Raw genomic sequence first — 20,611 nt, 5'->3', positions numbered from 1 at the left:
AAAAAGGCTAAAAAAGAAAAGAAAAATTACATCATTTTCATTTTTTTCATTTTTTAATTCTTTGTTCTTTTCTTTTAATTATTATATATTTATAAATAGGAATGGTAACTATATTATATAGTTGCTATTCCTATTTTTTTTAGAAAAAATAGGAGAGTGAAAATGAAAAAAAATAATTTAACAAAAAAAATATTTTATGCTTTAGTTTTAGGTGTTACTATGGGAGTTGCATTTCTTTTTTTAAGAGAAAATTTAATTGCTCAAGGAAAAGAAAGTGTTTGGAATACTATAAATTCAATTTTATTCCAAGATATAACAAAAACAGAGGGAGCTAAATCTTTTGGAATTTTCTATATAATAGGGCAATTATTTATAAATGCGTTACAATTAGTTATTATACCAATGGTATTTACATCAATAATTATTGCTGTAACAAGTATTCAAGATTCGAAAAGTTTAAAAAGAATATCTTATAAAACTTTCTTAGGATTTGGATTAAGTTCTGTGTTAGCTCTTCTATATGCATCAATAGTAGGAATGGTAGCTTATAAAGCTAATTTATTTTCAGTAGCAATAAATAAAGTTTCTGGAGCTGGAGGAGCAACATCATCAAATCCATTATTAATAATAATAAAAGCTATTCCACAAAATATAATAGCGGGATTATCAAATAATGGAAATGTTTTAGTGGCAGTATTTTTAGGAATTTCTGTAGGGTTAGTTTTAAATACTATGAATGATGAAAATTCAGTTGTAAAAAAAGGGATATTAGAATTGAATAAAATATCACAGATATTCTTAACATTTATAATAAATAAATTTGCTCCAATAGCCATATTTTCATTATTAATGAGAACATTTGCAATTTATGGAATAGGATATTTACAAATTGCTAGTATATATTTTGTTTTAACAGCTATAACTTTAATTGTATTCCTTATATTGGGTTATTCATTTATCATATGGATTTCAACAGGATTAAATCCAATTCATTTTATGAAAAAAATATCTAATGTTGCGATGTTTGCTTTTTCAACATCATCGTCAGCGGCATCATTACCATTGAATACTAAAACAACAATTGAAAAATTGGGAGTAGATGAAACAACGACGTCATTTGTATTACCAATGGGAATGACTGTAAATATGAATGGAACTGCAATAATGCAAGTTTTAGCAACTTTATTTATAGCAGGAGTAGCAGGTTATGAAATTACAGTATTTAATTTAGCAACAATATCATTATTAGCATTATTAGCATCAATTGGAACACCTGCAGCACCAGGTAGCGGAGCTATAATTCTATTTACTATTTTAACAGGAATGGGATATAGTAATGAAATTGCGGTATCAGCTTATGCAATAATTTTAGGAATAAATAGACCATTAGAGATGTTGTTGACATCACTAAATGTTGTAGGAGATAGTGCTATAGCAGTGTATGTTTCAAAAAGTGAGGGGAAATTAGATCATGATACATACCATTCTTTAGAAAATAAAGAAGAAAAAATTAAAATCTAAAAAATAAAAAAGTAGATACAAGAAAAGTATCTACTTTTTTTTTACAAAAAATAGAAAAGGGGTTATTTACATAACCCCAAAAACAATGAACAATGTGAATTCAAGACAAAACTGAATTAAAATTCAACACTTGAATTATAATTCAAATTTTATAAAAAAGCAAGAATTATTTAATAATAAACTCAAATAATTTTTTAGCTGCCTTTTCAGGTCCTTCCTTTTCTAGTCCATGAATACCTAAACATGTTCTAATCTGTCCTACTAAAATTTTATCTTCAAACATTTTTTCAAAATATTTATTAATTAATATATCGGTTTCATTTTTTCTTTGTAGAGGCCCAAATGGATTAGCAAAATAAGATGTTACTTTTCCAATTTCATTAGTAGTTCCCTTAGCATTTCGTGCACCTTGAATAAATATAGGTTTAGCAATAGAAGAGGAATTAAAGAATTCTAAAATTTCTCCATCTTCGTAATTATTAGCATATAAAAACATATCAACTTTATATTTTTTTATAATATCAGAGTGGGTGGATATTGGAATAACAATCCGAGAGTTTATTTTATCAGGATTCATAAAAATGCTTCGATCAATTTCTTTATAAGGATATCCAATATCTAAATCGTCAAGTCGTATAAAAGCTCCAATCTCTGTTCCAGAAGCAGTTAAAGTATTCTCATCAAGTTTTAAGACTCCCATATCGTCAAATATAATTTTCATTTCTTTGATATAAGATTCACTTAATTTTCTAAAGGCTTCTAAACTTTCAGACTTTCCAGCACCACTATCTCCCATAATAATAACATTTTTTTCTAATCCATTTTTAAATGTTAAATTTACCATAGCACCATGTACTGGAAGATACCCAGCATCAATCATTTTTAAATTATGAAGTGTTAAAATCATTTTTTTCATATACCCAAAATAATCAATACCTTCATTAAAATTTACATATCCAATCATAATATCATTTTGTGAATCTTTAAAAAATTCAGTTCTCATCTCTGCATGGAAGTCTTTAACTCCATACATATATATAATATCGGGTTTTTTATTAAGATATTCCTCTTTTTTAGCTAATTCAAAAAGATTACAAAGAGTAACGCCTTGAGCCATAAAATTCATATCAAAATATACAAAAGCTAATAATTCACCAACTTTAGCGGGAAAGCAAATCCAATTATCTAAATTTAAAGTTAAATTTTCAATAGGATTTTCTCTATTTTCACAAAAAATACCTTTTCGTGTATTTTTTCTAGGATAAGTTATAAAAGGTGGCTGTAATACTATTGATTCAGTGAAGGGAATTTTTTCTAAAAAAGAATATTCTTTAGGACATTTCCAAGGAGCGTTATTTAAGATAAGTCCTGCATTAACTCCTGCATTTAGTTGTCTATAAACTCTGTGATTTTCACCTAAAATATTTTGTTCAACTAATCTGTAAGTTTTTAAAATTAAATTTGTAAAACTATTCATAGAGTCAATAAAATTAATATTTTGTAATCCTAAGCTTGTATTTTTATTACGAATAATAGCATATCTTTCAAATTTTCTCCAATAAGAATATAGACCTTCAATAAATTCAAAAAGAATTGTTTCGTTTAATAAAAGATTAGCGTAAACTGGGTTTAATTTAGAAACTTCAGATTTATCTAAAACGATAAGAAGTTTAAAAAATTTAACTAGAGTTTCACTGATATCATCTTCACAACTTTTTTTCAAAAATTGATAAATAGATGTATTTTTAGTGTTAATTAGATATATATATTTAGAAAGAACCTTTTTAAAAGCTAAGCTTGATAAAAGATTTTCAGAAGTATCACAATATTTTGTTGAAAAATTTAAAATCGCACTATTTCTACCTATAAAAATTTCTTGATTCATAAAATCCTCCTAAGATATATTGGTTAGTTAAATTTTATGAAAAAAAACTCAATAAGTCAAGAAAAAATAAAAAAATATTTTTAAAAATAAATAAAATAAAAATAATTTAACAAAAATTGAGTATATTAAAATACTATACTTTTTTATAAATATAATATATAATAATAACAAATCCTATATATGTTTCAAATATGGTGAAACGTCTCTACAAGTTACCGTAAATAACTTACTATGGGCTTATTTTAAAGTTGAAAACTTTCAATTTTTATTTAAGTTCATATAAATTATGGATTAAATCAATATTGGAGGTTTTTATTTTTATGAAAAATATTTTTAAGCTTTTATTAATTGTTTTTATTGTGTTTACATGGCAAAAAACTGAGATTTTTGCTAATATAAAAGTTGGATTAGTATTATCAACAGGAGGATTGGGAGATAAATCTTTTAATGATTCAGCATATAGAGGGTTAGAAATAGCTAAAAAAGATTTAGGAATAGATTTTAAGTATGTTGAGCCAAAATCATCTTTAGAGGATGAAGAGTTTTTAAGAGAATATGCAGATGCAGAGTATGATTTTATAATAGGAGTAGGATTTCCTATGAAAGATGCTGTAGAAAATGTAGCGAGAGACTATCCAGATATAAAATTTGCGATGATTGATAATACAACAAATGAAAAAAATATTAAAAATTTATTATTTAAGGAGAATGAAGGTTCTTTTTTAATGGGATCTTTAGCAGCCATGATGAGTAAGAATCATGTAATTGGTTTTGTGGGAGGCATAGATATGCCTTTAATTAATAAATTTAAAAATGGTTATGAGCAAGGTGCAAAGTATATAAATCCAAATATAAAAGTTTTGAGTGCATATATTGGTGGAACAACAGCTTTTAATGATCCTTTGAAGGCAAATGAGATGGCAACCCTTCAAATAAAGCAAGGAGCAGATGTATTATACCATGCCGCTGGTGGAAGTGGTTTAGGTGTTTTAGAAGCAGCTAAAGATAATAACATATATGCTATAGGAGTTGACTCAGATCAAGATGATTTTATAAAAGGAACAGTGTTAACATCTATGATGAAAAATGTAGATATAGCAGTTTATAATACAGTTAAATCTATCTTGAATAACGAGTTTCAAGGAGGAGATTCTTATTACGGATTATCCGAAAATGGTGTAGGAACAACAGATTTTAGAAATACAAAAGAGATAATAGGTGACGAGAATTTAAAAAAATTAGAAGTTATAATAGAAAAAATAAAATTAAATGAAATAATAATAAAATAAAAAGTCGCAATTGCGACTTTTTTTATTGTATATTATTTATAACATTAACAGTAAACTCTTGACACCAAAGAGCTGTCTTAGGATTAAATTCTTCATTGTGTATTTCTGTATTTGATAAAACTCTTATAGCTAAAAAAGGAATATCATAAGCTTTCGCAATTTGAGCTACTGCAACTGACTCCATCTCTTCAGTTTGAGTTTTAAATGTTGTATTTAAATATTTAATTCTTTCGATTTCTCTGTTCCATTGATCAGCGGAACCGATAACACCTAAAGAGATTTTTCCATTAGAATAACTAGTTTTTTGAGCAATTTCAATTAAATTTGAGTTGCTTGAAAAATTTTTATATGTAACAAGATTATTATTAGAATCTCTAAGTCTTTGAACTACATCAAAAAATATCCCATCTCTTATATTTTCTGGAACGCCCTCTTCTTTTCTTTCTGTTCGAATAGCTCCAATGTTTATAATATCAGTTCCTAAAACTATATCTCCAGTATGTAAAGAAAAATCATGTCCACCAGAAGTTCCTTGATTAATTATAATTGTTGGTTTATATTTTTCAATACCAATAGTTGTAGCAGCTGCAGCATTAACTAAGCCAACTTCTGTTCTAGAAACAATAACTTCATGTTTTCCAAGGTTTCCTTTCCAAAATGTCCAAGAACCTATATGCTGTTTAGTTGGATTTTTTAGAGTTTTTATTAAATAATCAACCTCCATATCCATAGCACCTTGAATTAAAATAGTTTCTTTTGAAAAAGTGATTGAAGATAGTAGTAAAAAAGTTGTGATAAATTTTTTCATAGTTTTGTGTTGCCTCCTAAATAAAGTATACCCAAAACTCTACATAAATAGTTATTAACTTTTATATTAATAAGCCATAGTAATCAATTTAAGGTTGATTGTAGAGACTCCTCACCGTATTTGAGGTATATATGAGCTAAATAAATAATATCAAGAAATTCTTTTTTGTGCAAGATATTGTTAAAAAAATAACAAAAAAATTATAGTTAAAATAAAAATAAAAATATTTTTTCAAAAAAAGTTGACAATTATAAAAAAATAGTTTATTATTTGTCTTAATAAAAAAAACAAAAGGAGGAAAAAAATGAACACTAAATTTAAAATAAACTTTTTATTAATACTGATAATAATAATAAGCTCTATGGTTTGGTGTTAGACGAAATTTTTCTTCTAAGTATTCAAGCCTTATTTTAGTACAAATTTAAGGCTTGAGCGATAAAAAAAGTATTTTAAGGCTTGAGTCTATATAGATTTCAAGCCTTTTTTATTATTTATAAAATTTGGGAGGAGTTAATATGATTGAGACAGGAAAAATTTGGTTTAATGGAGAATTAAAAGAGCATGATGATGCAAAAGTGCATGTATTATCACATGTGCTGCACTATGGTTCAGGATGTTTTGAAGGAATAAGATTATATAAATTAAAGAATGGAAAGTCAGCGGTATTTAGATTAAAAGAACATGTGGATAGATTATATGATTCTTGTAAAATTTATAAAATGGAAGTTCCTTACACTAAAAATGAATTTATAAAAGGTGTTTTAGATACAATAAAGATAAATAAATTAGAAGCTGGGTATATTAGACCACTAATTTTTAGAGGTTATAATCAACTTGGAGTAAATCCAACATGTAATCCAGTAGAGGCTATAATAGCAGCTTGGAAGTGGGGTGCTTATTTAGGCGAGGAAGGACTGAAAAATGGAATAAAGGTATGTGTATCTTCATGGAGAAGACCGGCACCAAATACTTTACCAGCTTTGGCTAAAGCTTCTGGAAATTATTTAAGTTCTCAACTGATAAAGATGGAAGCTTTAGACATGGGGTTTGAAGAGGGCTTAGCATTAGATTATTTTGGAAATATAAGTGAAGGAAGTGGAGAAAATATTTTTCTTGTAAAAAATGGAGAACTTTTAACACCACCAATGGCATCTTCATCTTTAGCAGGAATAACAAGAGATGTAGTAGTTAAAATAGCTAAAGATTTAGGCTTAGTAGTAAAATATGAAACTTTACCTCGTGAATTTTTATATTTAGCTGATGAAATATTTCTGACAGGAACAGCAGCGGAGATAACACCAGTTAGTTCTGTAGATAATATAAAGGTTGGGTGTGGAAGTAGAGGTGAGATAACTAAAAAAATTCAAGAGGAGTTTTTTAAAATAGTTGAGGGCGAAAATGAAAAGTATCGAGAGTGGTTAACTATAGTTGAGTAAAAAGGAGGATGAAATTATGAAAAGTTATTTTATTGGTGTAGTTATTTTAATTGTTGCATATTTAACATATGGAAAATATTTGGAAAAGAATTTTGGGGTAGATAATAGAGAGACACCAGCTTTATTAAAGGCTGATGGAGTAGATTTTGTACAAATGAATTGGATTAAAAGTTTTCTAGTTCAATTTTTAAATATAGCAGGTTTAGGGCCAATTACTGGAGCCGTAGCAGGAGCTATGTGGGGAAGCTCATCTTTTTTATGGATTGTATTTGGAACTATTTTTGCAGGAGCAGTTCATGATTATTATACGGGAATGATTTCTATGAGAAATAATGGTGAAAATATGCAGGAGTTAATTGGAAAATATTTGGGAAATAGAGCAAAGCTTTTTACTAAATATTTTTTAATTATATTATTAATTATAGTTGGAGTAGCTTTTATTACAGGTCCAGCAGAGATTTTACAATCATTTACAGGAATTAACAAAGAGATTTGGTTAACTTTGATTGTAGGGTATTATATAGTAGCAACACTTCTACCTATTGATAAAATTATAGGAAGAGTATATCCTTTGTTTGGAGGAGCTTTAGTTTTAATGATGTTTTTATTAATTGGAGCAATGCTAATAAAAGGAGTAAAAATACCAGAAGTAACTTTAGAAAATATGCATCCTAAAAAATTACCAATATTTCCTTATATGTTTGTTGTTATTTCATGTGGAGCAATCTCTGGATTTCATTCGACACAATCAGTCTTAGTAGCAAGATGTTTAAAAAACGAGAACGATGGAAGAAAATCATTTATGGCAGCTATGTATTTAGAGGGCTTTGTAGCTTTGACATGGGCAGCTATATCTTTAGGATTTTTTAATGGAGTAGAAGGGTTAGCAGGAAGTGGAGGGGGAATGGTAGCTGTTAGCAAAATGATCACTGGACTTTTAGGAAAATATGGACTTGTATTTACACTGTTTGGGCTAATTGCTTTACCTATTACAACAGGAGATACAGCTTTTCGAAGTGCAAGAGTTACAATTGCTGAAGTTTTAAATTATAATCAAAGCTCATTGAAAAATAGATTAATAGTAGCTACTCCATTATTTTTATTAGCTGGTTTTTTATCACAATTTGGATTTAATACTCTTTGGAGATATGTTGCATCTACAAATCAATTGCTAGCAACATTAGGTTTATGGACATGTACATATTATTTTATAGAGAAAAAAAGAAATTATTGGGTGGCAGGGATACCAGCAGCTTTTATGAGTGCAATGATTACTTGTTATTTTTTAGTTGCACCAGAAGGATTAAAATTAGATAATATGTACTTGGTATATAGTATAGGAATTTTAAATTTTATTTTGGCATTGATAGTTATTAGTTTAAAAAACGCTAAAGTAAACAAAGAACCAGATAAAATAATTATATAAAATAAAACAGGAGATAATTTAAAAACTATCTCCTGTTTTATTTTTAAGAAATTGCTATTTTTATTTTTTTTGCGAGATTATAAACTTTATGCTTTGGTATACTACAAATAGCTATTCTAATACCACCTGGAATAATTATTGCAAAAATATTTTCATTTTTTAATTTTAATTCAATTTCTTTTTCTAAACCTTTTGAAAAGGGTATTGTTATGAAAAATCCACTTTTATAAGGTAAAATATTAAGATCAACAGCTGCAGCCTCACCTAAAAAGATTTCAGAACGTTCTTTAATCATATTTTTCATATAGCTTTGTTCTAATAAAAGTTGTTTGTATTTTTTTTTGTTTAAGACAATATTACTAAATAGAGTCATTCCTCCTTTTGAGATATTAGACCAAACGCTTCTACAAGTATAAAGACTTGCATCTGTAAAATTATCTATAGTGTCTTTTGATGAAGAGATTGCTATTTGTGCTCCAACTCTTAAACCATAACAACAAAAAGATTTTGACATACTAAATGTAATCATCATAAGAAGATTAGTGGGAAGATTTTGATAAAATACACTTAAATCATTTTTTTTATTGTTAAAATCCATGTAGGCAATATCATTAATTAAAATGATATTGCAAAGAGTACATGCCTCTTTTAAAATATTCATAAGAGATTTTATTTCATAAGATGATAAAGTATATCCTGTAGGATTATGACAGGGATTATTAAGAACAACAACCAAATTCTTCTGAATTTTAGCTAATTCTATAACTGAATTTTTAAAATTAATTAAATCAAATTTCCCTTTTTTATTAAAAAGAGAGTAAGTTTGATATCCACCACCAACTTCTTTACTCATAAGCTTATAAGAGCTCCACATATAGTTAGGGAGAAGAACCACTTCACCTGGATTTATATAATTTTTAAAAGTATTATATATAGCACCACTACCACCAGGTGTTGCAATGACTTCACAAAAATTATTTTTAAGAATATTAATATGATTTTTACCAAAAATATATTGCTTAACAGCGTCGATAAATAATTCTTCACCATTTATACTTGAAGAATAATTGAAAAGATCTTTGTCTGATAAATTTTTATATTCATTATTAACAATATCTAAAGTGTGCATTTCTTCATTATCATTATAAAAGATTCCTAAAGTTGCATTAATTACATTTTCTTTACCGTATATTTTAGATGCTAAATCAGCATTTTTAGCGATTTGAAAACCATTATCGAAAATTTTTTTACTTTTAGAATGTTCAGCTAACATAATAATCACCTCTTAAATTTCTTTTAATGTAATTTTAAATTAAAAAAATATATAAGTCAAGATAATTTAGAAAAATATTTTAAATAAAAATATAAATAAAAAAAATTTTTCAAAAAAGAATAAAAAATAAAGAGAAAGCGCACTCTCTCTTTATTTTTTAAAATTCTTCTAGTCTTCTTTCATACATATACTGTGTGAAAGTTAAATCATAAACTTGTAACATCTCTAGATAGTCTTCAAATAATCTTCTAACAAGTAATGGAATTTCATCAATAGGAATAATTAAGTTAGGTATTTCAAATGCAAGAGACTGAATAGATTCAGTTAAAATTCCACCCATATAAACTTGCATACAGTCTGTTAAAACATCATTTATTCTCTTTTTTAAACCAATAAATCCTAAAGGAGCAACGGGAATACCAGCACATGAACTAGGACATCCTGAGATTCTTATGTTCTTAGCTTCTTTAAATATAATTTTTCTATATTGTGGATAAAGATTAGCTAAATTATCTAATTCAACAGCAATTGAATCAGCTATAGAAACAGAATCTTGAACTCCAATCATACAAACTGTAGATCCAACACAAGCTCTAATTTGACCTCTTATTGAAAAAGATTCACTTACAATTTCAGGAATTTCATTATTTAAAAACTCATAAATATATGGTAAAGCTGACTTATGTACCATAGGAACAACTAGATTTTGATTAATAGTAGCTCTAACAATAGGAGAATTTATATTATCTAAAAGATTAGCTAATTTTTGAGCATGCTCTTTTGATAAATCTCCATTTTTTACATAAAGAACTAAAGAAACAATATCTTTAAATTTAGTTTCTTTTACACATAGGTCAATCCATTGGTTATAGTTTTCATCAGTATTATTTATTTCAAATTTAGTTAAATTAGGAATAAAATTAGCATAATCAATAGTTTTAATAATACCATTTTCAGTAGTTTCTTTATTAAAGTATTCTAAGAAAAGTTTTCTAAATCCATCTATTCCAATCTTTTCAACTAAAAATCTAAGTCTAGCTTGCATCCTATTAACTCTATCACCACGATCGTAAAAAAGTTCAATCATAGCTTTAACTGCTTTTAATAAATCCTCTTCAGGTAAAAATTCAAGTAAAATATGTCCAATTTTACTTCCTCTTCCCATACCTCCACCAGCAAAAACTTTAAATCCCTTTTTACCATTAATTTCTTTAGCTACAAATCCCATATCTTGTACAGCCATTACAAATTCATCATCTGAACTATTAGAAAATCCAATTTTTAATTTTCTTCCAAAATCAAAAGCTTTATCAATAAAAAAAACTTCATTTTCAATCATTTTAGCATAAGGAATAACATCAAAATTACTTTTTTTATCAACACCTGTATATGTAGAGACTAAAATACTTCTGAAAGTATTTCCTCCACCACCTCTGAAATACATCTCTTTATTATTACAAAGCTCAATAGTAGATTTAACTTTATCAAAATCAACTTCGTGTAGTTGATAATTTTGTCTTGTTGAAAGATGTAAAAAAGGGATGTTTTGTTTAAACATAATATCTACTAAATCTTTAAAATTTTGTGTAGAAAGTTCTCCACCAACAGCTTTAAGTCTTAACATCATTTTTTTACCTTTTTGTTCGTAAATTCCAAATTTAGAACCTTTTTTCTTTAAATCAGGTGACTTAATGATATTATTAGTATAATCGATAATACCGTTTTCAAGTTCTAAATATTGATTTTCAATTTCGTTCAGTTTTTTTGTGATTCTTTCCATTTTCTATCTCCTTTATTCGAACATATCCGATTTTAGTATTTTACAACTTTTTGAATATTAATTCAACTATTTTATAAAAATAGCTTTTAAGAAAAAGAGATATAAAAATTACACATTATATTTTTTATGTTATAATAGATCAGATCATATTAAAAACGGGAGGAAAAAATGAAAAAAGTATTGTTTATGATTTTTTGTTTGTCACAATTAGCTTTTGCATATAAAGCTAAATCAGAGGATTTATCAAAGTATTCAATAGAGAACTATAATCTTCAAATTCAAAAAGCTATTAAAGATTCGGGAGTAAAATATGATAAATTAGGAGAAATTTATGAAGCACCAAACCTAGGGTATTATAATTTTACAACAATCGAAAATAGTGGAAAAGTAGTTGCATATGCAGGATTAACACATGTAAAATCATACAATAAACATGAGGCATTAATAACAATTATTTCACCAGAAGGAAAACTTTTAGGTTTTTATTTACCAGATGCAAATGATAAACATCAAAATGTCCATGATAAAGAATGGATAAATAAATATAAAGGAAAAAATGCAGAGGAGTTACCAATCGATTCTTTAGCAGGGTCAACATTTCATGCAAATAGTGTAAACGGAGAGCTTAGAAATACTCTAAAAGCTTTTGAATCTAAAAAAGATACATTTAAAAAATAAAAAAAGCCCAAAAGGGCTTTTTATTTTGAAAAATTTTCTCCTAATTTCCAACACTTACCAACTTTTTCTCCTAATTTATAATAGGATTTAGTAGGCATTTCAAAAAGAATAGGTTTCAAAATATCATAATTAATATTTCCTTCAGAATCAAGAACTTCAGATTTAATATGAGTATGTCTGATTTTTAAAATATATTGATTATGTTCCTTTGTTTCATAATTGTCAGTAACTTCACATTCCATAACAATAGGAGAAATATTTATCATAGGAACGTTTCTTATTCCTATAGTATAGTCAAAAACATTTGATTTATCCACTTTTCTACCGCTAACAATTCCAACGAAATCAGCAGCTTCAAGCATATCTTCTGTTACAATATTAACAGAAACAGCAAGCTTATCTTTGATAATTTCATTACTAAAATGATTTTTATGTACACTTAATAAAATAGAGTCATTTCCAATTATACCAATATGAGCAATATTGATCCAATTAACTTTTTCATACTCATCAATCATACCAACAATAACGGTTGGAGTAGGATATAAAGCGACAATAGGTCCTAAATTTTTCCACATAAAAATCACCTCTTAAAATTAAATTATATAATGAAATACTAAAAAAAGAAAAAAATCCTTTTATAATTTTTATTTTTGTAAAATATCTTTTGGTTTATATGTTTCAAAGAATTCTTTATTAGCAATTCTATATATCTCAGAATAATCAAGAGGAGAAACTAAAAAGTCATCTTTTTTAACAATCATTTTTTCTCCCCATGGAGCTATAATAAAAAAATCATTATTATTTTTAATTTTAACAACTTTAATTTCTCCAACAGGTTTAAAAAAGCTCCAAGTTTTATTTTCTTTTTTTAAAAAAGTATATCTTTGTTCAAATTTTTCTTTAGTTACAATATATTCCTCTTTAGCATCTGTTGTATTTTTAACAATATAGCTAGGAACTGTAACTTGATTTATTGTTTCTAACCCATCTTTAGTGAATGTTTTTATAGTTTCTCCTATTTTTCCTTCTCTAGCTAAAATAGGTTTGAATTTTTCAAAAACAATACTATTTCTTAAAGAAGGGATAAGTTGTTCTTTTAATTGTTCTTGATTTATAAGTAATGAGTTAGCATAAACTAAATTACTAAGCAAAAATCCTGTAAGTATTAATTTTTTCATATATCCTCCAAATTATTTATTTTCATTTAAAAGTTCATTAATATAAGCTAGACGCTTTTTAGAGTCATCATCTAAATTTTTACTCATAGAAGTTAGTATAAATTCTAGTAGTGCTTGAGTAGAAATAATTGAATTAAAGTAACTAATACCTCGTATATCTGTAAATACAGTTATATCTCCAGTATTAGCAACAGGTGATGTTGATTTATCAGTAACTATAATAATTTTTGCTTCAGCTTTTTTTGCAATTTCAATTAATAGTGGATAAGTTTTTGAATATTTAGGATGAGCAATTAAAAACAAACAATCATCCTTTTGAATATCAACTATATTTTTTATAAGTTCAGAATTATTTTGATTATGTGTAATAACATTTTTTAATATAAAACCTAAACGTAAGCCGAAAAATGATGTGGCTCCAGAGACACTTTTAAAACCTATAATATATTTTTTATTAGAGTTAAAAAGTATATCAATTATTTTTGAAATTTTATCATAGGAATTTATATTTATTGTTTCTTCAATATTTTTAAAGATTGAGTTAGTAAATGTTTCGATTAAATTATTTTTCTTTAAAAGTTCTTCGTTTAAACTTAATTTTTCAGATGGAGTAAGAATTTTATCGCTTACTTGTTGCTTTAAACTATCTTTAAACTCTTTAAAATTATTAAATCCTAGAGATTTAACAAATCTAATTACTGAAGTATCACTTATTTGTAATTCTTTTGCAATATCGCTAGATGTTAGAAAATATATTCTATTTTCATTGTGGAAAAAGAAATCTGCAATAATAGTTTCAGTTTTTGTTAAACTTTTATTTGCAACTCTTTTTTGTAAAGAATCAATCATAGGAATCTCCTTAAAAAATATTTATAATATAGCTTACCATATTTTTTAAAATATATAAATATGTAAAATCCTGAAAAAAATACGAATAAATAGAACATATAGTTCAAAAAAAACTTGACTATAAAAAAATATCGTAGTATATTTATGATTGTAAATAAACATTTTTTATTTAAAATAATTTTTAAAAAACATTTTGGAGGGTAAAATGAGTAAAAAAGAAAAAAGTGGAAGTAAAATGAGCTTTCCACATACGTATGTAATTATTTTTGGATTAATTATTTTTGCTGCGTTATTAACTTGGGTTGTTCCAGCAGGACATTTCCCAAGAATAAAGGATGCTGTAACAGGAAAGACTGTTATTGTTGCAGATCAATTTGCTTTTATAGAAAATACACCAGTTAGTTTTTTAGATATTCCATTTAAAATTGTAGATGCACTAAATAAATCAAGTAGTATAATATTTTTAGTTTTAATAGTTGGAGGAGCATTCCATGTAATTATAAAAACAGGTATGTTCCAAGCATTAACAGCTAAAGTAACTAAAGTGTTTTCTAATAAAGATGAGTTATTAATACCAGCTTTTACAACAGTGTTTGCAGTAGCATGTATGAGTATGGGAGTTAATACATTTATTGGATTTGCACCAGTTGCAATAATTTTAGCAAGATCTATGGGGTATGATGCAATAGTAGGAATCTCTATGGTAGCTTTAGGAGGAGCAATTGGATTTAGTACAGGAACATTTAATCCTTTTACAACAGGTGTAGCTCAGGCCTTAGCAGGATTACCAATGTTTTCTGGATTAGGTTATAGAATTTTTTGTTTAGTTGTATTTTTAGTTGTAACAAATATTTATATATTAAATTATGCTAAAAAAATTAAGAAAAATCCAGAATTAAGTGTTGTTAGAGATTTAGAAAAATTAGAAAATAACATTGAAAATGGTGGAAATGTTATGCCAGAAATAGAAAAAAGACACTATTTAGTATTGGCAATTGTAATTGGATTATTTGGATTATTAATATATGGTGGAGCAGCATGGCATTGGGGACTAAATCAAAGTGCGGCACTATTTATATGGATGGCTATTCTAGGAGGATTAGCTTATGGATTTTCACCTAGTACAATTGCAAAAGAGTTTGTAAGTGGAGCAAAAGCTTTAGTATTTGGTGCTTTAATAATAGGAATAGCAAGAACAATCTCTATAATATTAGATGATGGTAAAATTTTAGATACAGCTGTTTATTATTTAGGAAATATGTTGGCATCTTTACCGCACGTATTACAGTCTATTGGAATGTTCTTAATGCAATTATTTATAAATGGTTTAGTTACTTCAGGAAGTGGACAAGCAGCAGTAACAATGCCAATAATGCTACCAGTAGCAGATATGATAGGAATGACAAGACAAACAGCCGTGTTAGCATTTAATTTCGGTGATGGATTTAGTAATTATGTTCTTCCAACATCGTCAGCATTGATGGGATTCTTAGCAATAGCTAATGTATCTTATGAAGATTGGATGAAATATATGGGAAAATTATTTTTAATATGGATAGTAACAGGATCAATACTTATAATAATCGCAAATTGGATAGGATATGGTCCATTTTAATTAAAGGAGAAAGTTATGAAGCAAGAGATTTTACAAAATGTTGAGGAGTTAAAAAGTAATTTAATTGATTTAGGGGATTTAATTTTTGATAATCCAGAAATTGGACTAGAAGAATATAAAAGCTCAAAAAAGATAATTGATATTTTAAGAATGAATGACTTTAAAATAGAAACTGGAATAGGTGGATTTGAAACAGCTTTTAGAGCGGTTTATGAAGTTGGACAAAATGGACCATCTATTGGTTTATTATGTGAATATGATGCTTTAGAAGGAATGGGACACGCATGTGCTCATCACATGCAAGGACCAAGTATAGTTGGAGCTGCTTTAAGTATAAAAAATCAATTAAAAGATAAAAATTATAAAATTGTAGTTTATGGAACACCAGCTGAAGAAACAATAGGCGCAAAAGTAAAAATGTTAGAAAATGGTTGTTTTAATGATATAGATGTTGCTTTAATGATGCATGGTGCTCCAGATACAACAACAGATGTAAAATCACTAGCGCTTTCAAATTTTACAGTTAAATTTCATGGAGTTAGATCTCACGCAGCTTTAGCTCCAGAAAAAGGTAGAAGTGCATTAGATGGATTAATTCTTTTATTTCAAGGTATTGAATTTTTAAGAGAGCATGTAAGAGAAGATGTAAAAATGCATTATACAATAACAAATGCAGGAGGACCTGCAAATGTTGTTCCTAAATATGCTGAAGCAAAGTTTAGTATAAGATCTTATGATAGAGCTTATTTAAATCATGTTATTGAAAGGTTCAAAAAAGTGGTACAAGGTGCATCTCTTATGACGGAAACAGATTATGAGATTATAGAAACAAAAAGGTTAAATAATAAAATACCTGTTTTGAAGCTTAATCAAATCCTTATGGATAATGCCGAATTGGTTAATGCTCCTAGATTATCTCCCCCTAGAGAGAAAACAGGGTCTACAGATTTTGGAAACGTAATGTATCATGTGCCTGGATCTTGTATAAGAGTAGCCTTTGTACCTCGAGGAACCTCATCTCATTCAGATGAATTTTTGTGTGCAGGAAAAAGTGAAGAAGCTCATAATGCTATAATATTAGGAGCAAAAATTTTAGCTGGAACTGCATATGATTTAATCACTAATAAGGAATTATTTAATGAAGTTCTAAACGAGTTTAAAGTAAATAAAGAAAAAAGTGAAAAAATTTAAATTAAACTATTGAAAAATCACATTTAAAATACTATACTTATAAAGTGTAGATGGAGGTGTGATAAATGAAGATAGGTGTATTTTATAGTAGCGCTAGAGGAAAGAGTGAGTTTACAGCTACTTTGATAAAAGATTTATTAAAAGAAAATTGTGATATATACAAGATAGCAGATACAGGGATTATTGAAAATTTAAAAAAATATAAAGCTTTAATTTTTATAGTTCCAACTTATGGTTTTGGAGAACCCCATGAAGATTGGAAAGATGGAATTGAGGTTATTTCAAAAGTTAATTTTGAAAATAAATCAGTTGGAATTATAGGAAGAGGAAATCAAGGATTTTATGCAGCTACTTTTGTTAATGGAATGAAACCAGTATATGACGCTTTGGTTAAAAGAAATGCTAATATAGTTGGATTTACAGAAGTTGAAGATTATGATTTCGTAAAAAGTAGCGCAATTGTTGATGGAAAATTTGTTGGCTTACCTTTAGATGAAATATTTATGCTTAAAGAAATAAAAAGTAAATTAGAAGTATGGATAAGAAATAATTTTGGTGAAATATTAAATGAAAAATAAAGAAAAATATAGAGAGTTTATGGATACTTTTCAAATTCAAAGAGATTTTTTTAAATGTCATGAAATCCTAGAAGAAATTTGGATAGAAGAAACTAAATGTGAGACAAGAAAACATGTATCAATAAATCTCTTGTTAATAGCTGTGGGTTTATATCATTGGAGAAATAAAAATTATAAAGGTGCGATTCAAGTCTTAGAGAATTCTTTAAATAACTATGATGAAGTATCTAAAGATATAGAGATATTAAATATAGATTCTAAATATTTAAAACAAAAAATTTTAGGGACTATAGAAAGTTTAAAAATAAAAAAAGAGTATGAGGAGATTTATCTTCCAATATATTAGTAAAAAAAAACCAGAGAAATCTGGTTTTTTTAATTGATATTTATTAAATTATCTAAATCATAACGAATAATATTTGAGAATTTATCTTCTAAAATATTTTTTAAAATATCTCTTTCGTCATCGTAAAAAGTAGAATTATTATATTCCCTCATTTTAAGAGTATAATTTTCACTAAATTCAAAATATTTAGTATGTGGGGCTGAATTTTGACTGTAAATTTTATAATAACCACTAACTGTAATTTTTTTTCGAACAATAAAAAGTTTTTCTTTTTCTTTGATTTCCTCTTTTGTTTCTAGAGTTCTTGTATATACATTAGAAAAGTTAAAATCTATAAAATAATTTTTAAAATTAGGTTTTAAAAAAGAGTTAAAACCTCTAAAAATTATATAATTACCAAGGTTTCTATTTATATTTATATCAGAGGCATGCATCAAGGTGTTTGTAAGAAGATAATCAAGCTGAGAAAATCCTCTAAAAGATGATCCTACATAAAGGTTTACAGTTACATCATTTTCTAAATTTGAAATAGTACTATTAATGATATAACTATTTATATACTTATTTATTTTTTTATAAAAATTTATATTTTGAATTTTTTGATTACGACTTATGTAGAGCTTTTCATCTTTTAAAACAAAATCTTCAAAAATTTTAGTAATTTTAGCTTTGGAATTATTAAAATCATTATAATCAATCTTTATAGTAGGAAATTTAGTATGTATCTTTTTAAACTCTTCAATAGTTAGAAGATATAAGTTAAGTGTGTTTATATCTTGTTTAGTAAAATATTTATTTTTTAAAATATTGTTTTTTGTATTTGTTATTTCAAAATATTGTTTTTGATACTGAGATATTCCAATTTGAGATTCAGAAGAGTAGTCTAATCCAGATATTAATTCTAAGGTTCCGTCTGTTGTCGTTCCTCGAGAGTTATATATATTTATAGCATTAGAAATTTTATTATTCCCAATAGATGTCATTATAGCACTACAGCCTAAAAGAAAACTTAAAATAAAACTGATACCAATATATTTAATATAAGATAAATTTTTCATAAAAATCTCCTTTATTTTTAATATAAAAATGTATTTAGATTATAACATATATAAAACAAAAAAAATAATAGATAATTTTTCACAAGAATATTGAAGTTTAAATACAAATATGGTATTATTAAAATAAAAAGTTTACTCATATATTTTGGTAATATGGTCCAAAAGTTTCTACGTCCTAACCTTAAATCAGGACGCTATGGGAAGAGCTTATACTATAATTTTTTAAAATATGTTAAATATTTTAAATTTAATTTTAAGTGTAAATTCTATCCCAGATAGAGTTTACACTTTTTTTATTTAAAAAATGGAGGTTTTTTGTGAAACAAATCTTAATAAAAAATGCATATGTAGTATCAATGAATGAGAAAAGAGAGATATATAATAATGGTTCAATTTTAATTGAAAACGATTTAATAAAGGCAATTGGAAAAGTTGATGAAAAATCAATTCTAGATACTGCAGAAATTATAGATGCAAAAGGGAAAATTATATTACCAGGTTTAATAAATACACATGTTCATCTATCTCAGCAACTAGGAAGAGGAATAGCTGATGACGTAGATCTTTTAACTTGGCTAAGAGAAAGAGTTTGGCCTTATGAGAGTAACTTTGATTATGAGAGTTCATTAATCTCTTCAACTGCTTGTTGTGTAGAAATGATAAAGTCTGGAGTCACAACATTTTTAGAGGCAGGAGGTCAGTATGTAGAAGCAATGGCTGAGGCGGTAAAAAATACAGGAATAAGAGCAGCTTTATCAAAATCAGTTATGGATGAAGGGATTGGATTACCTACAAATTGGATAAAAACAGCGGATGAAGAGATTCAAGTACAAAAAGAACTATTTGATAAATATAATAATACAGCAGATGGAAGAATAAAAATTTGGTTTGGTTTAAGAACTATTTTTAATAACTCAGATGATTTAATAATTAAAACTAAAAAAATAGCAGATGAATTGAATACAGGAATTCATATGCATATAGCTGAAATAGCAGCAGAAAATGATTATGTGAAAATAAATAGAGGAAATTCAACTGTTGAACACCTTCATAAGTTAGGGGCATTAGGACCAAATTTATTAGCTGTCCACACAGTGTGGTTAACAGATAGAGAGATAGATTTATTTAGATTATATGATGTAAAGGTATCACATAATCCAGCAGCGGCAATGAAAGTTGTATTAGGATTTGCAAGAATACCAGAAATGCTTGAAAAAGGGTTAAACGTATCTATTGGAACAGATGGTGCACCTTCAAACAATAGAATGGATATGATGAGAGAGATGTATCTAACTTCTTTAATTCATAAAGGGAGAACATTAAATCCAAAAGTTATACCAGCAGAACAAGTATTAGAAATGTCTACTATAAATGGAGCTAAGTGCGCGTTATTAGAAAGAGAAATAGGAAGTCTAGAAGTAGGTAAAAAAGCAGATTTAATAATTTTAAATCCAAATACAATTCATTCTTTACCACTTCATGATCCAATAGCTAATATTGTTTATACAATGTCAAGTGAAAATGTTGAATCTACAATGTGTAATGGAAAATGGTTAATGAAAAATAGAGAAATTTTAGTTTTAAACGAGAGTGATTTAATTGAGCAAGTGAAAATAAAATCTGAGGAGATAAAGACTAAGGCAAAAATAGTTTTACCAAATAGATTTCCTGTAGTAGATATAATATAGTTGGAGGAT

18 protein-coding genes and 3 riboswitches are annotated in these 20,611 nt (G+C 26.7%); of the genes, 10 read left to right on the top strand and 8 right to left on the bottom strand.

The window, feature by feature from the left end; translation table 11 throughout:
* Positions 1-162: 162 nt before the first annotated feature.
* Complete coding sequence (locus tag MKD34_RS05735; RefSeq protein ID WP_240218657.1) at positions 163-1,521, top strand: dicarboxylate/amino acid:cation symporter; 1,359 nt, start codon at positions 163-165, stop codon at positions 1,519-1,521.
* Positions 1,522-1,687: 166 nt separating this feature from the next.
* Here the strand turns inward: MKD34_RS05735 and MKD34_RS05730 are convergent, their stop codons facing one another.
* On the bottom strand, positions 1,688-3,406 hold the full coding sequence (locus MKD34_RS05730) for a phosphoenolpyruvate carboxykinase (ATP) (protein ID WP_240218656.1): 1,719 nt from the start codon (positions 3,404-3,406) through the stop codon (positions 1,688-1,690).
* Positions 3,407-3,560: 154 nt separating this feature from the next.
* Positions 3,561-3,658, top strand: a riboswitch (purine riboswitch).
* Between the two features lie 68 nt (positions 3,659-3,726).
* Between MKD34_RS05730 and MKD34_RS05725 the strand changes: the two genes are divergently transcribed.
* The gene (locus MKD34_RS05725) at positions 3,727-4,695 is read left to right on the top strand and encodes a BMP family lipoprotein (RefSeq protein WP_240218655.1); all 969 of its coding nucleotides are present in this window, start codon (positions 3,727-3,729) and stop codon (positions 4,693-4,695) included.
* Between the two features lie 22 nt (positions 4,696-4,717).
* Here the strand turns inward: MKD34_RS05725 and MKD34_RS05720 are convergent, their stop codons facing one another.
* Positions 4,718-5,503, bottom strand: a complete 786-nt coding sequence (locus MKD34_RS05720) for a 5'-methylthioadenosine/S-adenosylhomocysteine nucleosidase (protein WP_023052197.1) — start codon at positions 5,501-5,503, stop codon at positions 4,718-4,720.
* A 57-nt stretch (positions 5,504-5,560) separates the two neighbouring features.
* Positions 5,561-5,658, bottom strand: a riboswitch (purine riboswitch).
* 360 nt (positions 5,659-6,018) lie between these two features.
* On the opposite strand from MKD34_RS05720, the gene MKD34_RS05715 reads away from it, so the two are divergent.
* Positions 6,019-6,939 carry a branched-chain amino acid transaminase gene (locus MKD34_RS05715; RefSeq protein ID WP_240218654.1) on the top strand — a complete coding sequence of 307 codons (921 nt, stop codon included), beginning with the start codon at positions 6,019-6,021 and terminating at the stop codon, positions 6,937-6,939.
* A 16-nt stretch (positions 6,940-6,955) separates the two neighbouring features.
* Positions 6,956-8,365: a carbon starvation CstA family protein gene (locus MKD34_RS05710; RefSeq protein WP_240218653.1), complete on the top strand. Its 1,410-nt coding sequence runs from the start codon at positions 6,956-6,958 to the stop codon at positions 8,363-8,365.
* A 43-nt stretch (positions 8,366-8,408) separates the two neighbouring features.
* Here the strand turns inward: MKD34_RS05710 and MKD34_RS05705 are convergent, their stop codons facing one another.
* Positions 8,409-9,638 (bottom strand): pyridoxal phosphate-dependent aminotransferase, encoded by a 1,230-nt coding sequence (locus MKD34_RS05705; RefSeq protein ID WP_240218652.1) that lies wholly within the window; start codon positions 9,636-9,638, stop codon positions 8,409-8,411.
* Positions 9,639-9,795: 157 nt separating this feature from the next.
* Positions 9,796-11,418 carry a nitrite/sulfite reductase gene (locus tag MKD34_RS05700; protein WP_240218651.1) on the bottom strand — a complete coding sequence of 541 codons (1,623 nt, stop codon included), beginning with the start codon at positions 11,416-11,418 and terminating at the stop codon, positions 9,796-9,798.
* A gap of 168 nt (positions 11,419-11,586) precedes the next feature.
* On the opposite strand from MKD34_RS05700, the gene MKD34_RS05695 reads away from it, so the two are divergent.
* Positions 11,587-12,096: a hypothetical protein gene (locus MKD34_RS05695; RefSeq protein ID WP_240218650.1), complete on the top strand. Its 510-nt coding sequence runs from the start codon at positions 11,587-11,589 to the stop codon at positions 12,094-12,096.
* Positions 12,097-12,116: 20 nt separating this feature from the next.
* On the opposite strand, the gene MKD34_RS05690 is transcribed toward MKD34_RS05695, so the two are convergent.
* From MKD34_RS05690 to MKD34_RS05680, 3 genes are all read right to left on the bottom strand, one after another.
* Complete coding sequence (locus MKD34_RS05690; protein ID WP_240218649.1) at positions 12,117-12,674, bottom strand: flavin reductase family protein; 558 nt, start codon at positions 12,672-12,674, stop codon at positions 12,117-12,119.
* A gap of 69 nt (positions 12,675-12,743) precedes the next feature.
* Complete coding sequence (locus tag MKD34_RS05685; protein WP_240218648.1) at positions 12,744-13,277, bottom strand: hypothetical protein; 534 nt, start codon at positions 13,275-13,277, stop codon at positions 12,744-12,746.
* A 12-nt stretch (positions 13,278-13,289) separates the two neighbouring features.
* Entirely contained in the window at positions 13,290-14,126 is an 837-nt protein-coding gene (locus MKD34_RS05680) for a MurR/RpiR family transcriptional regulator (protein WP_240218647.1), read from the bottom strand.
* Between the two features lie 205 nt (positions 14,127-14,331).
* On the opposite strand from MKD34_RS05680, the gene MKD34_RS05675 reads away from it, so the two are divergent.
* The 4 genes from MKD34_RS05675 to MKD34_RS05660 all read left to right on the top strand — a co-directional run bounded on the left by MKD34_RS05675 (position 14,332) and on the right by MKD34_RS05660 (position 17,856).
* Positions 14,332-15,741 (top strand): YfcC family protein, encoded by a 1,410-nt coding sequence (locus MKD34_RS05675; RefSeq protein ID WP_240218646.1) that lies wholly within the window; start codon positions 14,332-14,334, stop codon positions 15,739-15,741.
* 15 nt (positions 15,742-15,756) lie between these two features.
* Positions 15,757-16,932 (top strand): M20 family metallopeptidase, encoded by a 1,176-nt coding sequence (locus tag MKD34_RS05670; protein WP_240218645.1) that lies wholly within the window; start codon positions 15,757-15,759, stop codon positions 16,930-16,932.
* A 65-nt stretch (positions 16,933-16,997) separates the two neighbouring features.
* Complete coding sequence (locus tag MKD34_RS05665; RefSeq protein WP_240218644.1) at positions 16,998-17,510, top strand: flavodoxin domain-containing protein; 513 nt, start codon at positions 16,998-17,000, stop codon at positions 17,508-17,510.
* Positions 17,500-17,856, top strand: a complete 357-nt coding sequence (locus tag MKD34_RS05660) for a DUF309 domain-containing protein (protein ID WP_240218643.1) — start codon at positions 17,500-17,502, stop codon at positions 17,854-17,856. Before MKD34_RS05665 ends, MKD34_RS05660 begins: the two co-directional genes overlap by 11 nt.
* Before the next feature lie 29 nt (positions 17,857-17,885).
* On the opposite strand, the gene MKD34_RS05655 is transcribed toward MKD34_RS05660, so the two are convergent.
* A complete protein-coding gene (locus MKD34_RS05655; RefSeq protein ID WP_240218642.1) occupies positions 17,886-18,914 on the bottom strand; it encodes a hypothetical protein in 1,029 nt (342 codons plus the stop codon).
* A 116-nt stretch (positions 18,915-19,030) separates the two neighbouring features.
* A riboswitch (purine riboswitch) is annotated at positions 19,031-19,131 on the top strand.
* 100 nt (positions 19,132-19,231) lie between these two features.
* Here MKD34_RS05655 and MKD34_RS05650 point away from each other — a divergent pair.
* A complete protein-coding gene (locus MKD34_RS05650; RefSeq protein ID WP_240218641.1) occupies positions 19,232-20,602 on the top strand; it encodes an amidohydrolase in 1,371 nt (456 codons plus the stop codon).
* Positions 20,603-20,611 lie beyond the last annotated feature (9 nt).

The sequence above is a fragment of the Cetobacterium somerae genome, assembly GCF_022430525.1.
In the GTDB taxonomy this organism is placed as follows: Bacteria; Fusobacteriota; Fusobacteriia; order Fusobacteriales; family Fusobacteriaceae; genus Cetobacterium_A.
Note: the sequence above shows the minus strand (reverse complement) of the source record. Positions and strands in the feature narration are given on the sequence as shown.

What these genes read in the sequence shown, in the direction of transcription:
- MKD34_RS05735 (WP_240218657.1), top strand. Translation starts at nt 163, where the DNA reads ATGAAAAAAAATAATTTAACAAAAAAAATATTTTATGCTTTAGTTTTA.
- MKD34_RS05730 (WP_240218656.1), bottom strand. Translation starts at nt 3,406, where the DNA reads ATGAATCAAGAAATTTTTATAGGTAGAAATAGTGCGATTTTAAATTTT.
- MKD34_RS05725 (WP_240218655.1), top strand. Translation starts at nt 3,727, where the DNA reads ATGAAAAATATTTTTAAGCTTTTATTAATTGTTTTTATTGTGTTTACA.
- MKD34_RS05720 (WP_023052197.1), bottom strand. Translation starts at nt 5,503, where the DNA reads ATGAAAAAATTTATCACAACTTTTTTACTACTATCTTCAATCACTTTT.
- MKD34_RS05715 (WP_240218654.1), top strand. Translation starts at nt 6,019, where the DNA reads ATGATTGAGACAGGAAAAATTTGGTTTAATGGAGAATTAAAAGAGCAT.
- MKD34_RS05710 (WP_240218653.1), top strand. Translation starts at nt 6,956, where the DNA reads ATGAAAAGTTATTTTATTGGTGTAGTTATTTTAATTGTTGCATATTTA.
- MKD34_RS05705 (WP_240218652.1), bottom strand. Translation starts at nt 9,638, where the DNA reads ATGTTAGCTGAACATTCTAAAAGTAAAAAAATTTTCGATAATGGTTTT.
- MKD34_RS05700 (WP_240218651.1), bottom strand. Translation starts at nt 11,418, where the DNA reads ATGGAAAGAATCACAAAAAAACTGAACGAAATTGAAAATCAATATTTA.
- MKD34_RS05695 (WP_240218650.1), top strand. Translation starts at nt 11,587, where the DNA reads ATGAAAAAAGTATTGTTTATGATTTTTTGTTTGTCACAATTAGCTTTT.
- MKD34_RS05690 (WP_240218649.1), bottom strand. Translation starts at nt 12,674, where the DNA reads ATGTGGAAAAATTTAGGACCTATTGTCGCTTTATATCCTACTCCAACC.
- MKD34_RS05685 (WP_240218648.1), bottom strand. Translation starts at nt 13,277, where the DNA reads ATGAAAAAATTAATACTTACAGGATTTTTGCTTAGTAATTTAGTTTAT.
- MKD34_RS05680 (WP_240218647.1), bottom strand. Translation starts at nt 14,126, where the DNA reads ATGATTGATTCTTTACAAAAAAGAGTTGCAAATAAAAGTTTAACAAAA.
- MKD34_RS05675 (WP_240218646.1), top strand. Translation starts at nt 14,332, where the DNA reads ATGAGTAAAAAAGAAAAAAGTGGAAGTAAAATGAGCTTTCCACATACG.
- MKD34_RS05670 (WP_240218645.1), top strand. Translation starts at nt 15,757, where the DNA reads ATGAAGCAAGAGATTTTACAAAATGTTGAGGAGTTAAAAAGTAATTTA.
- MKD34_RS05665 (WP_240218644.1), top strand. Translation starts at nt 16,998, where the DNA reads ATGAAGATAGGTGTATTTTATAGTAGCGCTAGAGGAAAGAGTGAGTTT.
- MKD34_RS05660 (WP_240218643.1), top strand. Translation starts at nt 17,500, where the DNA reads ATGAAAAATAAAGAAAAATATAGAGAGTTTATGGATACTTTTCAAATT.
- MKD34_RS05655 (WP_240218642.1), bottom strand. Translation starts at nt 18,914, where the DNA reads ATGAAAAATTTATCTTATATTAAATATATTGGTATCAGTTTTATTTTA.